This window comes from Agrococcus sp. GW821-FHT14H11 (assembly GCF_058803545.1).
The window spans coordinates 326,003-339,975 of sequence record NZ_JBXAPA010000002.1 but is presented as its reverse complement, the minus strand read 5'-3'; the positions used below and the strand labels follow the sequence as shown (position 1 = coordinate 339,975).

17 protein-coding genes are annotated in these 13,973 nt (G+C 74.0%); 4 read left to right on the top strand and 13 right to left on the bottom strand.

From position 1 onward, the window contains the following. Positions 1-45: 45 nt before the first annotated feature. From AC1RNL_RS03820 to AC1RNL_RS03800, 5 genes are all read right to left on the bottom strand, one after another. The gene (locus AC1RNL_RS03820) at positions 46-1,089 is read right to left on the bottom strand and encodes a hypothetical protein (protein ID WP_492934494.1); all 1,044 of its coding nucleotides are present in this window, start codon (positions 1,087-1,089) and stop codon (positions 46-48) included. A gap of 82 nt (positions 1,090-1,171) precedes the next feature. Next, the gene (locus tag AC1RNL_RS03815) at positions 1,172-2,302 is read right to left on the bottom strand and encodes a hypothetical protein (protein WP_246992320.1); all 1,131 of its coding nucleotides are present in this window, start codon (positions 2,300-2,302) and stop codon (positions 1,172-1,174) included. 69 nt (positions 2,303-2,371) lie between these two features. Continuing rightward, on the bottom strand, positions 2,372-2,758 hold the full coding sequence (locus AC1RNL_RS03810) for a hypothetical protein (RefSeq protein WP_128189211.1): 387 nt from the start codon (positions 2,756-2,758) through the stop codon (positions 2,372-2,374). Between the two features lie 88 nt (positions 2,759-2,846). Continuing rightward, entirely contained in the window at positions 2,847-3,791 is a 945-nt protein-coding gene (locus AC1RNL_RS03805; RefSeq protein ID WP_128189210.1) for an Rv0361 family membrane protein, read from the bottom strand. Positions 3,792-3,823: 32 nt separating this feature from the next. Next, a complete protein-coding gene (locus AC1RNL_RS03800) occupies positions 3,824-4,159 on the bottom strand; it encodes a hypothetical protein (protein WP_128189209.1) in 336 nt (111 codons plus the stop codon). A gap of 34 nt (positions 4,160-4,193) precedes the next feature. Between AC1RNL_RS03800 and AC1RNL_RS03795 the strand changes: the two genes are divergently transcribed. Together AC1RNL_RS03795 and AC1RNL_RS03790 are read left to right on the top strand one after the other, a co-directional pair. Beyond that, a complete protein-coding gene (locus AC1RNL_RS03795) occupies positions 4,194-5,162 on the top strand; it encodes an o-succinylbenzoate synthase (RefSeq protein ID WP_281440016.1) in 969 nt (322 codons plus the stop codon). Positions 5,163-5,329: 167 nt separating this feature from the next. Continuing rightward, positions 5,330-6,220: an endonuclease domain-containing protein gene (locus tag AC1RNL_RS03790; protein WP_492934493.1), complete on the top strand. Its 891-nt coding sequence runs from the start codon at positions 5,330-5,332 to the stop codon at positions 6,218-6,220. A gap of 118 nt (positions 6,221-6,338) precedes the next feature. Here the strand turns inward: AC1RNL_RS03790 and ccsB are convergent, their stop codons facing one another. The 5 genes from ccsB to AC1RNL_RS03765 are packed head-to-tail and all read right to left on the bottom strand — an operon-like array spanning position 6,339 to position 10,881. Beyond that, a complete protein-coding gene (ccsB, locus tag AC1RNL_RS03785) occupies positions 6,339-7,214 on the bottom strand; it encodes a c-type cytochrome biogenesis protein CcsB (protein WP_246993412.1) in 876 nt (291 codons plus the stop codon). A 47-nt stretch (positions 7,215-7,261) separates the two neighbouring features. Continuing rightward, complete coding sequence (gene resB, locus AC1RNL_RS03780; RefSeq protein WP_400529017.1) at positions 7,262-8,881, bottom strand: cytochrome c biogenesis protein ResB; 1,620 nt, start codon at positions 8,879-8,881, stop codon at positions 7,262-7,264. Further along, positions 8,865-9,650 (bottom strand): cytochrome c biogenesis CcdA family protein, encoded by a 786-nt coding sequence (locus tag AC1RNL_RS03775; protein ID WP_400529912.1) that lies wholly within the window; start codon positions 9,648-9,650, stop codon positions 8,865-8,867. Before AC1RNL_RS03775 ends, resB begins: the two co-directional genes overlap by 17 nt. Beyond that, positions 9,650-10,219 carry a TlpA family protein disulfide reductase gene (locus AC1RNL_RS03770; protein ID WP_246992331.1) on the bottom strand — a complete coding sequence of 190 codons (570 nt, stop codon included), beginning with the start codon at positions 10,217-10,219 and terminating at the stop codon, positions 9,650-9,652. The genes AC1RNL_RS03775 and AC1RNL_RS03770 overlap by 1 nt, the downstream gene beginning before the upstream one ends. Before the next feature lie 8 nt (positions 10,220-10,227). Further along, the gene (locus AC1RNL_RS03765; RefSeq protein WP_310126755.1) at positions 10,228-10,881 is read right to left on the bottom strand and encodes a histidine phosphatase family protein; all 654 of its coding nucleotides are present in this window, start codon (positions 10,879-10,881) and stop codon (positions 10,228-10,230) included. Between the two features lie 53 nt (positions 10,882-10,934). On the opposite strand from AC1RNL_RS03765, the gene AC1RNL_RS03760 reads away from it, so the two are divergent. Both AC1RNL_RS03760 and aspS read left to right on the top strand, forming a co-directional pair. Further along, positions 10,935-11,237, top strand: coding sequence for a hypothetical protein (locus AC1RNL_RS03760; protein ID WP_310126757.1), 303 nt, complete (start codon positions 10,935-10,937; stop codon positions 11,235-11,237). 9 nt (positions 11,238-11,246) lie between these two features. Then, complete coding sequence (aspS, locus tag AC1RNL_RS03755) at positions 11,247-12,551, top strand: aspartate--tRNA(Asn) ligase (RefSeq protein ID WP_400529014.1); 1,305 nt, start codon at positions 11,247-11,249, stop codon at positions 12,549-12,551. A gap of 62 nt (positions 12,552-12,613) precedes the next feature. On the opposite strand, the gene AC1RNL_RS03750 is transcribed toward aspS, so the two are convergent. The 3 genes from AC1RNL_RS03750 to AC1RNL_RS03740 form a co-directional block, all read right to left on the bottom strand. Continuing rightward, positions 12,614-12,868: a glutaredoxin family protein gene (locus AC1RNL_RS03750; RefSeq protein ID WP_492934492.1), complete on the bottom strand. Its 255-nt coding sequence runs from the start codon at positions 12,866-12,868 to the stop codon at positions 12,614-12,616. Between the two features lie 97 nt (positions 12,869-12,965). Then, positions 12,966-13,064, bottom strand: coding sequence for a 30S ribosomal protein bS22 (locus AC1RNL_RS03745; RefSeq protein WP_021011861.1), 99 nt, complete (start codon positions 13,062-13,064; stop codon positions 12,966-12,968). A 124-nt stretch (positions 13,065-13,188) separates the two neighbouring features. Next, on the bottom strand, positions 13,189-13,884 hold the full coding sequence (locus tag AC1RNL_RS03740) for an ArsR/SmtB family transcription factor (RefSeq protein ID WP_492934491.1): 696 nt from the start codon (positions 13,882-13,884) through the stop codon (positions 13,189-13,191). Positions 13,885-13,973: the final 89 nt, after the last annotated feature.

Genomic DNA, 13,973 nt, shown 5'->3' with positions numbered 1-13,973 from the left:
GGCGGGGCGCGGTGCCGATCGGCGGGGCGCGCACCGCGCCCCAGCTCACTCCTCGCAGGGCACGATCGGCAGGTCGAGCCGCTCGGGCTCGGGGCAGAGCCACTGGGCGGCGCCCGTGAGGCGATCGGGCAGGGCGCGGATGCGCACCTCCGTCCAGCGGTCGCCGATCGCGATCGGCGCGCCGATGTCGACGCCGCCCGTCAGCGGGTTCACCGAGCGCAGGTGCGGCTCCTCGAGCTGCTGCACCCTCGCCTCGGCGTCGACGCCGCAGCTCGCCTCGGCCTGGCAGTCGTGCACGATGTCGAGCGCCAGGTCGGCGGCGACGACCGCGACCATCATGTCGAGCTCGAGCCCGCTCCAGATCTCCGTCACGGAGGCCGGGTCGCCGTCGACGACGAAGGCGTTGCCGACCGACCGGAAGAGCCCGGTGTCGACGCCGTCCTGCATGTAGGCGCCCGGGTAGAGCAGCATCCGCCGATTCGCCTCGAGCTCGACGGATCCGACGGAGACCTGCGCCAGCTGGTGCTCCTGGTACACCTGGGGGATCTCGGTGAGCGACGTCGTGATGCGCCAGGCGCCGTCGGCCTCCTCGGCGCGCAGCAGCCGCTGCAGCTCGAGTCCGCCGACGGTGTACTCGACGACCACCGTGCCGGTCGCGCCGTCCAGGTGCCCGACCGCTGCGGAGTAGTCGCGGATCGGCCGCGCGGCCGCGAGCACCTCGTCGGGCGCGAGCTGGCCGCGCAGCGTCGGTGGCACGAGCGCGGAGGCGTCCGAGGCGCGACCCTCCGCGATCGCGGTGAGGTACTCCATCGCCGTCGCCTGCAGCGCGGCCGTTCGCGCGGCGGCGGCCGAGCCGGCGGCCCCGTGGACGCCGGCCTGGATCACCGCCCCGAGCAGCAGGCCCGCGACGCCCACCGCGACGAGCACCCGCGCGAGCCAGGCTCGCGGGCGGGCCCCGACCACCGGTGCCATCGTGAGCGCGGCCGCCGGCCCTTCGAGCTCGCCGGGCCCGGGGAACCCGCCGTCGGCGACGGTCCGCTCGGTCGCGACCGGCGGTGGCATCACGAACTGCGGCATGTCTGTCGACATGGCCGAATCATCCCGCCGCGGGACGCCTCTGACCAGGGTCCTCTTGGTGAGGAATCGACGCGTTCAGGCACCCGCTCCCGCCCTACGGGACGCACGCCTCCCAGGCCTCGACCTGCCCCGTCCCGAGGCTCGGCATGCCGCACTCCCAGTCCCCCGGATCCGCGCCGTCCGCGAAGTCGCCGCGCATGCGCACCTCGTGCCACTCGAGCTCGCCGCCTGCGTCGGTCGAGCGCGCGAGGTAGACCGACGCCTGCGTCGCATCCGCCCCCTCGAGGTACGGCTGCACCTGATGGGTCGGCACGAGCTCGCCGGGCGGGATGCCGCAGTCCTCGCGCAGCTGGCACGCGAGCCCGAACGCCATCGCGACCGGCTCGAGCCGCTCGGCGACGCCGGGCGCGACCTGCACCATCGGCGAGATCTCGACCACCGTGCGCGCGTCGCCGTCGACGCTGAACGTGACCGACTGCGTGCTCACGAAGCCGTCGTCGTGGGCGTCGGTCATGTAGAGCGCGGGGTAGAGCAGCAGCTCGCCCGACGCCGCCGGCACGCCCGCGAGCGACACGCTCGACGTTCCGGGGCCGTAGGCGTAGTTCTGCACGCGCTCCGCGAGCGAGGTCGTCACCCGCCAGCCGCCCGCCTCCCGCACCGCCTCGAGCGTGCGCGAGACGTCGGTGCGGCCGAGCACGAAGCCGACCTCGATGCGCGCCTCGTCGCCCTCGATCTGCGCGAAGCCCGCCTGCGGCTCGGTGATCCGGCCCGCTGCTGCGAGGACGGGGTCGGTGAGCAGATCGGCCGCCCCGGCGAGGCCGGGAGGCGGCACGAGCCGCGTCGCCTCCTCCGCTCGACCGTCCGCGATCGCCGTGAGGTAGGCCATCGCCGCCTCGGTCAGCCGCGCCCGGTCGCCGTCGCCCGCCGCGCGCTCCATCCCCTGCACCGCCGAGACGAGCCCGGCCCCGAGCAGCACGCCGACGAGCGTCGCGGCGAGCAGGAGGCGCCACGGGCGCCGGACCGGCTGCGGATCCGGCCGGCCCCAGGGCTCCTCGTCCTCGTCGCTCGGCGACGCCGGCTCGCGCGAGCGCTCCGGATGCGTGGCGTGCGGCGCGGCGGACGGCTCGCCGGCCGCGCCGGTCGCGGGGGCCGCATCGGCCGCCGCGGCGCTCGCCGGAGCATCCGCCTCCGGCGGCATCGCGAAGTCGGGCATCTCCGTCGGCACGCCCTCATCCTGGCGCGGTCGCGCCCGGCGCGGGTGCGCCGTGCCCGGATCGTTATCCGGATGCCCGGATCAGACCGGGGCGGAGAGCGCCGAGAGGAAGCCCCAGCCGAACCAGCTCGCCGCGGCGAAGAGCACGAGCAGGCCGAGGCCCAGCGCGGCGCCGAACACGCCGGTGCGGCGGCCGTCCGGCTTCGTCGCCGCGATGCATCCGACCACCACGCCGCTGAGGCCGAGCACCACGGCGGCGACGAGCACCGCCACGACGAGCGGCAGCTCGCCCGGGCGCGGCGCGAAGAGGTAGCTCATCTGCTGCGCGAGCGAGACGCCGTAGAGCACGACGGCGATCGCCAGGAGCCAGAGCGACAGCGCGCCGCGGCGGGCGCTGCGGCGGTCGCGGTCGCGCGGCGCGGGCTCGCGCTCGGGCGCGTCGGTCTCGTGCAGCAGGTCCTCGAGCATGCGGCGATGCTACGCGGCGCGGCGGACGCGCGCCGTCAGCCGCGCGGGCGAGCCGCCGAGCGCGGGGCGAGGGCGCGCGCCGGCGTCGTCACGGCCCGCACGGCCGGGGCTCCTCGCCCGCGAGCGCGCAGCGCATCCCCTCGAACGTCGACAGGTCGGGGCTCATGCGGCCCACGACCTCGAGCGCCGTGCCGACGTCGCCGGAGGCGATCGGCACGCGCACGGCGACCTCGCCCGCCTGCCCCGACCAGGGCACGACGATCGGGTCGGGCAGGGTCGAGGCGTTGAAGCCGGCGGGCAGATTGCACGAGCGGTCGGCGCTGCACGCCGCCGCGAAGCCGCTGCCGGTCGCGGCGAGCTGCGAGAGCGCGGCCGCGGTGAGCGTGGGCTCGAGGTCGATCGCCGACTGCGTGCGCGGGTCGCCGTCGACGTCGACGGTGCTGCCGGGCATCGTCACGAGCGCCGTCTCGATCGGGGCGATCGTGTGCCTGCCGGGCAGGAGCAGCAGGCTGCGGGTCGCGGGCACGACGCCGATCGCGTCGACCTGCACCGGCACCGACAGCGCCGACGAGATCGGCACCGGCTCGCCGAGCGTGCGCTGCATGCGCCAGGCGCCGTCGGCGAAGACCGCCTCGATGCGGCTCAGGATCGTGCGGTCGGCGACCGCGTACGAGACGTCGACGCGCGCCGTGCCGTCGCCCAGCACGACCTCGGTGATGCGCGGGCTGCGCAGCCTCCCGTCCGCCGCGATCGAGCTCGGCTGCGCCGACGCGCGCTGCGCCGAGCCGAGCAGCGCGGCGTCGGCGGTCTCGTCGTCGCCCGCCGCGATCGCGCCGAGGTAGCCGAGCACCGCGTCGCGCACCGCCTGCTCCGAGCGCGGGCCGCTCTGCGCGGCGAGCGCCTGCACGCCCAGCGTCGCGCCGACGCCCACCAGCAGCGCCACGAGCGCGACCGCGATGTGCGAGCGCCGCACGCCGCCCTCGCGAGGCGGCTCCGCCTCGTCGGGCATGTGGAACTGCGGCGCCGACGCCATGGCCCCAAGGATGCCACCGCATCCGCGCCCCGCTACTGCAGCAGGCCCAGTGCGAAGCCGATCACCAGGAAGATCACGGGGTTCGAGATCACGAGCAGCCCGCCGGTGATCGCCGCCATCGTGATGTTGGCCGTGCCGCGCTTCGCCGCGGCGGTGATGGCGAAGGCGATCGAGAGCAGCGTGACGATGCCCCACACCGGCAGCAGCCAGATGACGAGGCCGTCGAGCTCGACGAACGCGATGCCGACCGAGACGAGGAACATCGCGCCGCACACGAGCGCCGCCACGAGCGCGAGGATGCCCCACACCGGATTGCGGCGGCGCGCGCCGGTCGCGCGCGTCTCGGTCACCCAGGGCAGCTCGCTCACCCGCACAGTCTGGCAGGCGTGCGAGCATGGGCGCGTGGACCTCGCCTACGAGCGGCTCGCCGACCGCATGCACGTCGTCTCGCTGCCGCTCGTGACGCGCTTCCGCGGCGTCGACGTGCGCGAGGTCGCGCTCTTCTCGGGCGCTGCGGGTTGGGGCGAGTGGAGCCCCTTCCTCGAGTACGGGTCCGAGGAGGCCGCGCGGTGGCTGCGCGCGGCGCTCGAGGACGCCGACCTGGAGCGCCCGGCCGCCGTGCGCGACCGCGTGCCCGTGAACGCGACGCTGCCCGCCGTCGCGCCCGACGCGGTCGCCGCGGTGCTCGCCCGCTACGACGGCTGCCGCACCGTGAAGGTGAAGGTGGCGGAGGCCGGCCAGGTGCTCGCCGACGACGTCGCGCGGGTGGCCGAGGTGCGCGCGCTGCTGCCGGATGCGCGGATCCGGGTCGACGCGAACGGCGGGTGGGGCGTCGACGAGGCCGAGACCGCGGTGCGCGCGCTCGAGCGCTTCGACCTCGAGTACGTCGAGCAGCCGTGCGCCACGGTGCCCGAGCTCGCCGAGCTGCGGGCCAGGCTGCACCGGCTGGCGATCCCGATCGCGGCCGACGAGTCGGTGCGGAAGGCGGAGGATCCGCTGCTCGTCGCGCGCGCCGGCGCGGCCGACGTGGTGGTCGTGAAGGCGCAGCCGCTCGGCGGCATCCGCGCCGCGCTCGCGATCGTCGCCGACGCGGGGCTGCCGGCGGTCGTCTCGAGCGCACTCGACTCGTCGGTGGGGCTGTCGATGGGGGCCGCGCTCGCGGCCGCGCTGCCCGAGCTGCCCTTCGACTGCGGCCTGGGCACGGGCGCGCTCCTCGCCGCCGACGTCGCCGAGCCGCTCGTGCCGGTCGGCGGCTCGATCCCGGCCGGCCGCGTCGCGCCCGATCCGGCGCTGCTCGCGGCGCACGCGGCGTCGCCCGAGCGCACCGCCCACTGGCGCGCGCGCCTCGCGGCCGCGCTCCCCCACCTCTGAGGCGCATCCGTCCGCCTCGCCGCCCGCCCCGTTCGTCAACCGGCTCCGCGAGGCTCCGGCCGGATAGTCCGGCCGGACGCGCACCTGGCCGGTCGACGAACGGGGCTCTCCACAGAGCGGATGCGCGGGGCGACGGGCCGTGCGCACGTCGCGCCATCCTCCGGCGCATGCACTTCCTCGACTGGCTCGGCGCCATGGGCGGCGTCTGCACCACGAGCGCCGCGACCGAGCACGCGACCCGCGCCGAGCTGCGCCGGCTCCGCGACAGCGGCGCGCTCTGGACGCCGCTCCGCGGCTGGGTGGCGCTCAGCGGCCTCGAGAGCGACGCGACCCGCGCGCTGCGGCTCGGCGGCGTCGTCTCGTGCGTCTCGGCGTTCCGCGCGCACGGCGTCTGGGTGCCGCACGGTGACGACGACCTGCACGTGCGGGTCAACCGCGAGACCCACAGCGAGCGGGTGGACCGCGCCGAGGGACGCGACGGGGTGCTCGTGCACCGCATGCACGCGCATCTGCTCGACCTCCGCCCCTGGGATGCGGTCGACGGGGTCGTGGCCGCGCTCGCCGTGGCCACCGGCTGCCTCGCGACCTCCGACCTCATCGCCGCTGCGGACTCCGCGCTGCAGCAGGGGAAGGTGCAGCGCTCCGACCTCGACGAAATGGCCGCCGCCCTCCCCGCGCGACGGCGAGCGGGCCTCGAGCGAGCCAGCCATCTGTCCGGCTCCGGCTCGGAGTCGACGTTCGCGGCGCTCCTGCGGCGCTGCGGCATCGCCTTCGAGCAGCAGGCGCAGCTGCTGCCCGGCGAGTTCTGCGACTTCCTGATCGGCAGGTCGCTGGTCGTGGAGATCGACTCGGTCGAGTGGCACGGCTCGCGCGCGCAGCAGGCCGTCGACCGCCGGCGGGACGCCCAGCTGACGGCGCTCGGGTACCGCGTGCTGCGCTTCACCTACGAGCAGGTGCTGTTCGACCCCGCATACGTCGTCGACGCGGTCCTCGCGCTCGTGCGCCGCGACGTGCACGAGCGGCGGCCGTGGGCCGCGCGGCCGGTCGCGGAGGAGTAGGAAGCCACCGTTCGTCGACCCGCCAGGTGCGCGCCCGACCGGACTATCCGGTCGCCCTCACGCGGAGCCGGTTGACGAACGATGAGCCAGCACGCGTGCCGGCCAGCCGGCGAGCGGCCTACAGCCCGCTGTACGCGTGCAGGCCCTTGAAGAAGAGGTTGACGACCGTGAAGTTGAAGAGCACGGCGGCGAAGCCGACCAGCTGCAGCCAGGCCGAGCGGGAGCCCCGCCAGCCGCGCGTGGCGCGGGCGTGGATGTAGCCGGCGTAGATCACCCAGATCACGAACGTCCACACCTCCTTGGTGTCCCAGCCCCAGTAGCGGCCCCAGGCGTGCTCGGCCCAGATGGCGCCGGCGATGAGCGTGAACGTCCAGGAGATGAAGCCGATCACGCCGACGCGGTACGCGAGGTCCTCGAGGGCGACCGTCGACGGCAGCGACCGCAGGAACCCGTTGTCGCGGCGCTCCTTGATGAGCTGCAGGATGCTGAGGCCCGACCCCAGCGCGAAGAGGCCGGTGGCGAGCGTCGCGACGAAGACGTGGATGACGAGCCAGTACGACTGCAGCGCCGGCGGCAGCGGCGTGGGCGCGACGTAGAAGTTGACGGTCGCTACGCCGAGGAAGACGGTCGCGAGCCCCGAGATGAAGACGCCGAGGAAGTTGAGGTCGCGCCACACGCGCGAGAGCACGAAGACGCCGACGATCACGGCGATGCCGGTGAGCGCGAACTCGTACATGTTCGCCCACGGCACGCGGCCCGCGGAGAGCCCGCGCAGCACCGCGCCGCCGACGTGCAGCGCCCACGCGATGACGATGAGCGTGAACCCGATGCGCGCGCCGCGGCCCGGCAGCGGGGCGGATGCGACTAGCTCGGCGGGCGGGACGGGCGCGCCCGCGCCGACCAGCTCGCGCGCGGTCGCGGGTGCCGGCTTCGCGGCGGAGCGGCGCGCGACGTCGACCGCGTAGGCGACGAACGACAGCGTGTACACCGCCATCGCCGAGTAGACGAGCAGCAGCGAGTAGGCGTTGAGGTCTGCTGGGGTCACGGTTCGATCGTACTCCCGCGCTCGGCGCGACCGCCTGCGGCGGCGGGCTCGACGATGCGCCGACCCAGGTCGTCGACGGCTCGCTCGAGCGTCGGGTCCTCGCCCCGCGCGAGGCCCGCGAGCTCGAGCCCGGCCGACGTCGCCTTCACCCACATGCGGCGGCGCGGGATGAGCAGCGACGCGAGCAGCGAGACGAACAGCACGACGGTGATCCAGAAGACGGGGGTCTGCGTGTGGTCGACGTGCGATTCGATCACGCCGTAGCGCCGCACATCCTCGAACGTGATGGAGCCGAGCCCGCCGGGGATGTCGAGCGTCTGCCCCGGCACCATCGTGAGCGCGTCGACGCCGCTGTCGCCGCCGGCGATCTGCGTCATCTCCTCGGTCTCGAGGGCATACACCGAGCGCGGGATGCCCGAGTCGAGCCCGAGGTCGCCGGTGAACGCCTGCAGCGACAGCACGGGGTTCGCGAGGTCGGGGTAGGCCGAGGCGAGCGCGCCCGTCTCCTGCACGACCGCGGTCGGGTAGAAGAAGCCGCGCAGGCCGAGCTGCTCCTCGAGCCCGTCCGGCAGCTTCATGACGCCGAGGCTCGTCATGAGGTCGTCCTGCGCGAGGAACGGCGTGTACTCGTCGTAGACGACCTGCCCCTCGCTGTCGCGCACCGAGATGCGCGGGGCGTAGCCGTTCGAGATGAGGTAGAGGTCGGCATCCGCGACGGCGAGCGGCTCGTTCACCTTGATCTGCGCCGCGCGCGCCTCGCCGCCCTCGGTCACCGACACGTGCGCCGTGAAGTCGAGCGGCGCGCCGACGGCGTTGGGGTTCTCGGTCTCGTAGACGACGTCGAGGTCGTCGAGCTGCACCGCGAACGGCGCGAGCCCCGCGTCGTCGAACCACTGCCCGGCGGTGAACGAGTCGTAGCTCGAGAGCGTGTTGGCGAAGCCGCGCCCCTCGATCACGAGCCGCTGCCCGCTGTAGCCGAAGCCCGAGCCGATGCCGATGACGACGAGCAGCGCGAGCATCGAGATGTGGAAGAGCAGGTTGCCGGTCTCGCGGAGGTAGCCGCGCTCGGCCGAGATCGAGTCGCCGTAGCGGGTCGTGCGGTAGCCGAGCCGGCGCAGCACGCGGTCGGCGCGGTCGAGGTCGGATGCGTCGCCGGGCACGGTCTGGAACCCCACGAGCCGCGACAGCCGGGCGGGGGTGCGCGGCGGCAGCGCCCGCATGGCGCGCCAGTGGTGCACGAGGCGCGGGATGACGCACCCGACGAGCGAGGTGAACAGCAGCAGGTAGATGGCCGAGAACCAGGGGCTCGAGTAGACGTCGTGCAGCGAGAGCGCGTCGTAGAGCCACACGAGCTCGGGATTGTCGGCGCGCACCTGGATGACGCCGTTGGGGTCGGAGGATCGCTGCGGCACGAGGCTGCCGGGGATCGCCGCGACCGCGAGGAGCAGCAGCAGCACGATCGCCGTGCGCATCGAGGTGAGCTGCCGCCAGAGGAACCGCCCCCAGCCGCGCGCGTCGAGCCTCGGGTCGCCAGGCTGCCGCGTCGCCTCGGCGGGCGCGTCGACGTGGTCGCCCGGCCGCAGCGGGTCGGAGCCCGACTCAGATGATCGTGACAACGGAGGCGATCCAACCCTGGAGCGATTGCATGATGGCGTTCCACGCACCGGTGACCATGAGGACGCCGATCGCGATGAGCATCGCGCCGCCCAGGATGTTGATGAGGCGGATGTGCCGGCGCAGCCACGCGACCGCGCCGCCCGCCCAGCCGAGGCCGAGCGCGACGAGCAGGAACGGAATGCCGAGCCCGAGCGCGTAGGCGAGGCCGAGCACCGCGCCCTGGGAGGCGGAGCCGGTCGTGACCGTGAGCGCGCTGATGGCGGCGAGCGTGGGGCCGGAGCACGGGGTCCAGCCGAGGGCGAAGACGATGCCGACGAGCGGCGCCGCCCACAGGCCGCCCGCGCGCACCTGCTGCGGCTTCCAGACGCGCTGGAGGAACGAGAACTGACCGACGAAGACGAGCCCGAGCACGATGAGCACGCCGCCGAGGATGCGCACGAGCAGGTCGCTGTGCTGCAGCAGGAAGGCGCTCACGGCGCCCACGATGGCGTTGCCGAGCACGAACACGAGCGCGAAGCCGGCGATGAACAGCGAGACGCCGGCGACGAGCCTGCCGCGGCTGCCGTCGCGGCCCACGAGCGAGCCGACGAGGCCGAGGTAGCCGGGCACGAGCGGCAGGATGCACGGGCTCGCGAACGAGACGAGCCCAGCGAGCAGCGCGATCGGGATCGAGACGAGCAGCTGGCCGCTCAGCACGGCGCCCGCCGGATCGAGCAGCAGCGCCGGGTCGGCGGCGGCGGCGAGCGTGCCCAGGGCGGCGGAGGCGATCACCGCTCGAGCTCCTCCTGCAGCAGTGTCGAGAGGATGCTCGTGTCGGTCACGGCGCCCGAGACGCGCGCGGCGACCCGGCCCTCGGCGTCGAGCACGAGCGTGGTCGGCACTGCGTTGGGAGCCACGATGCCGGTGAAGGCGAGCTGCCCCGACGCGGTCTCGTCGTCGAGCACCGACGGGTACTCCATGCCGAACTGCTCCTCGAACGCGGTCGCCTGCGCCGCGCCGTCGCGAGTGTTGATGCCGATGAAGTCGACGCGGTCGCCGAACTCGGCGTGCAGCTCGGCGAGCACCGGCGCCTCGACCCGGCACGGCGGGCACGCGGCGTACCAGAAGTTCACGAGCGCGACCCCGTCGAGCTCGGAGGAGTCGAACTGCCCGCCGTCGGCGAGCGCGCCGGCGAAGTCGCCCGGCGTCTGCCGCTGGTCGGGCGCGATCTCGGTGACGACGCCGTCGCCCGCGATGTAGCCGGCGTCGCCGACCTGCCCCGCCACGCCGTCGGCGCTCGAGCAGCCGACCAGCACGAGCGCCGACGCGACAGCGACCGCGGCCGCGACCTTGCGCATCCGCCCCATCACACCGCTCCCGCGTCGATCGCGTCGACCTCGGCGGCCGGCTCGGCGTAGTCGATCTCGGTGAAGCGGCCGTCGACGCGGGCGAAGCTCGTGATCGAGGAGAGCTGGCAGCGGCGCGTGCGCGGGTCGTGCCAGAGCCGCTTGCCGGCGAGCTCGAGGTGCGCCATCCAGATCGGCGACTGGTGGCTCACCATGACGATGTCGCCGTCGTCCTCCGACTCGTCGAGCTCATCCCACGCGTCCTCCATCGCGGCGACGACGCGCTGCGCGATCGCCCGGTAGGGCTCGCCCCACGAGGGACGGAAGGGGTTGCGCAGCAGCGGCCACGCCGACGGGTGGCGCAGCGCCCCGCTCGCCTCGAACGTCTTGCCCTCGAAGTCGTTCGTCGGCTCGATGATGCGGTGCTCGGTGCGGGTCTCGAGCCCGAACGCGGCCGCCCACGGCTCGGCCGACTGCTGGGCGCGCTCGAGCGGGCTCGCGGCGAGCCGCACCACGCTGCGCGCGGCCGGGCCGGTGGCGAGGTGGTCGACGGCGAGCTGCGCCATGCGCTGCCCGCGCTCCGAGAGCAGGTAGCCCGGCATGCGGCCGTAGAGCACGCGCTCGGGGTTGTGCACCTCGCCATGGCGCACGAGATGGAGGCGACGGGCGGGCATGAAGCCATCGTAGCGACGATTCCCATGATGCCCGAGCCTGGGAGGATGGCTCCGTGCCCCTCCTCGTCCCGCTCGCGATCGCGCTCGTCGTCGCCGCGGGCGCGGGCCTGCTGTGGACGTGGGCGCGCTACGTCGCGCACCGGGCGCACGGCACGCCGGTGGCGCTCGCGGTGCTCGTGCTCGCGGTCGCGGGCGTCGCCCTGCTCGTGCTCTCGGAGGCGCCGGATGCGTCGGTGCCGGCCGCCGCCGGCTGGGTCGCGCTCGGCGCCGCGGCCGTGGTGCTCGTCGCCGGCTGGGCGCTCGTCGCGACCGTCGGCGGGGAGCTCCGGCGCGGCGGCCCGGCGCGGCGTCGGTAGGATCGGCCCGTGACTCGGACTCTCATCAAGGACCTCGCATCGCTCCCCGACGGCCCCGTGCAGGTGCAGGGCTGGGTCGAGAAGGTGCGCGACCAGAAGCGCGTGCAGTTCGTGATCCTGCGCGACGAGTCGGGCTCGGCGCAGCTCGTGAACCCGGTGAACGAGGAGACGGCCGAGACCGCCGCGACCATCTCGGGCCTCATGCACGGCTCGTTCGTCACGGTGACGGGCGACCTGAAGGCCGACGAGCGCGTGAAGCTCGGCGGGCTCGAGGTCAAGGTCGGCTCGCTCACGGTCGAGTCGGTCGCCAAGGACTCCCCGATCGCCGAGGACTCGTCGATCGACAAGCGCCTCGACTGGCGCTTCCTCGACCTGCGCCGCCCCGAGGCGCAGCTCATCTTCCGCGTGCAGACGACCATCGAGCACGCGATGCGCCAGCACTGGATCGATGAGGGCTTCATCGAGCTGCACACGCCGAAGCTCATGGCGACGGCCTCCGAGTCGCGCGCCGAGCTCTTCGAGGTGCCCTACTTCGAGACCACCGCGTACCTCGCGCAGTCCCCCCAGCTGTTCAAGCAGATGGCGCAGGCAGCCGGCTTCGGCAAGATCTTCGAGATCGGCCCGGCGTTCCGCGCCGACCCCTCCTTCACGAGCCGCCACGCGACCGAGTTCACGTCGATCGACTCCGAGATCTCGTGGATCGACACGCACGAGGACGTCATGCAGCTGCACGAGACGCTGCTGGCGAAGGCGCTCGCCGCCGTCGTCGAGCGCCACGGCGCCGAGATCCAGGAGCACTTCGGCATCGAGGTGCAGGTGCCCGCCCTGCCGTTCCCGCGCATCCCCCACGCCGAGGTGAAGGCGATCGTCGAGGCCCGCGGCCACACGATCGAGCGCCAGGACGGCGACCTCGACCCGGAGGCCGAGCGGCAGATCTCGGCGCACGTCAAGGAGACGACCGGCCACGACTTCGTCTTCGTGACCGAGTACCCGTCGAGCGTGCGGCCGTTCTACCACCTGCGCCCCGAGGGCCGCGACGACGTCACCAACTCGTACGACCTCATCTACAACGGCGTCGAGATCTCGACGGGCGCGCAGCGCGAGCACCGCGTCGACGTGCTCGAGGCGCAGATCGTCGAGAAGGGCATGAACCCCGCCGAGCTCGAGGAGTACCTCGACTTCTTCCGCTACGGCGTGCCCCCGCACGGCGGCTTCGGCATGGGCCTCGCGCGCGTCGTCATGCTGCTGCTGGGCCTCGGCTCGATCCGCGAGACGACCTACCTGTTCCGCGGGCCGACGCGCCTCACGCCGTAAGGCGGGCCCGATGCCCGAGACGGGCGTCGGCGCTGGGGTCGCGGCTGAGGCCCGAAAGGGCCTCAGCCCTTGAGCTCCACCGCGCGGATGCGCTCGGCCAGCTTCACGGGGTCGACGCGCCAGGAGGAGTGCGGGCGCCCGTCGATGAGCACGACGGGGATGTCCTCGCTCCAGCGCGCCTCGAGCGCGGGGTCGTCGAGGATCGACACCTCGTGCATCGTCGCGCCGGGGAAGCCGGCGACGACGCGCTCGACGACGGGCCTCGCCTCGTCGCAGAGGTGGCAGCCGGGCTTGGCGATGAAGGTGATCTCGACCATGCGCCCAGCCTAGGTCGCCCGGCGCGGCCGGCCGCGGCCCGGACATGCAGAAGCCGGGAGCCTGCTGATGCAGGTCCCGGCTCTGGATGCAACCGGCTTACTTGCGGTTGCGACGCTGGTGGCGCGTCTTGCGAAGCAGCTTGCGGTGCTTCTTCTTCGCCATGCGCTTGCGGCGCTTCTTCACCACAGAACCCATAGAGGTTCCTCACTTCCGATCGGGATTGCTCGCTGACGCTGCACGACCTCGAGGTCCGCGCAGGGAAAACGCTCTCGACATCGTACCCGAACGCGGCGAGCCGCCGCATGTCGGCCCCTCGGGGTCAGTCGAGGCGGGAGTCGTCCTGCTCGCGGGCGGCGTGGCCGTCCTCGCGGAGCGCGGCGCGGCGCTCGTCCTCCTCCTCGCGCTTGCGCAGCTTGCCCTTCGCGTCGTCGAGGCGCTGCGACGCGCGCGACTGCATCTCGTGCAGGCGGTCCTGCACCTCGTGGATGCGGTCGCGGGCCTCCTGCACGCGGTCCTGCAGGTCGTGCATGCCCTCGGCGGCCCTGCGGCCGAGCGATGCGCCGACGGGGGCCGGGTGCTCGACGCGGTCGCTCATGCGCGCGAGCGCCTGCTCGGCGGCGACGCGCGCCTGCTCCGCCGCGAGGCGGGCCTGGTCGGCCGCCGCGCGCAGCGGCGCCGGCACCTGCACGCCCGCCCAGGCGGCGAACGCGGCGGCGCCGAGCGACGCCTCGTCCTGCTCGCCCTCGGCGAAGATGAACGGCATCAGCCAGTCGTCGATCTCGTCGAACGGCGCGAGCACGATCGCGTAGTGGCGGTGCTGGCCGTCCTCGCGCACCGTGACGAGGCCCGCGTCGCGCAGGGTGCGGAGGTGCTTCGACACCGTCGGCTGCGGCACGCCGAGCGCGTCGACGATCTGGCTCACGCTCGCCTCGCCCGTCGCCGCGCGGCGCTCGAGCAGGACGCCCAGGATGTCGCGTCGCGTGCTGTCCGCGATGACGGAGAAGATGTCGGCCATGCGCACAGCATGCCAGCGCGGCGCCAGGCGCGACAAACCACCCTCGCACGCGGCTCGCGCCCGACGGGACTACGCTTGCCCCGTCCTGC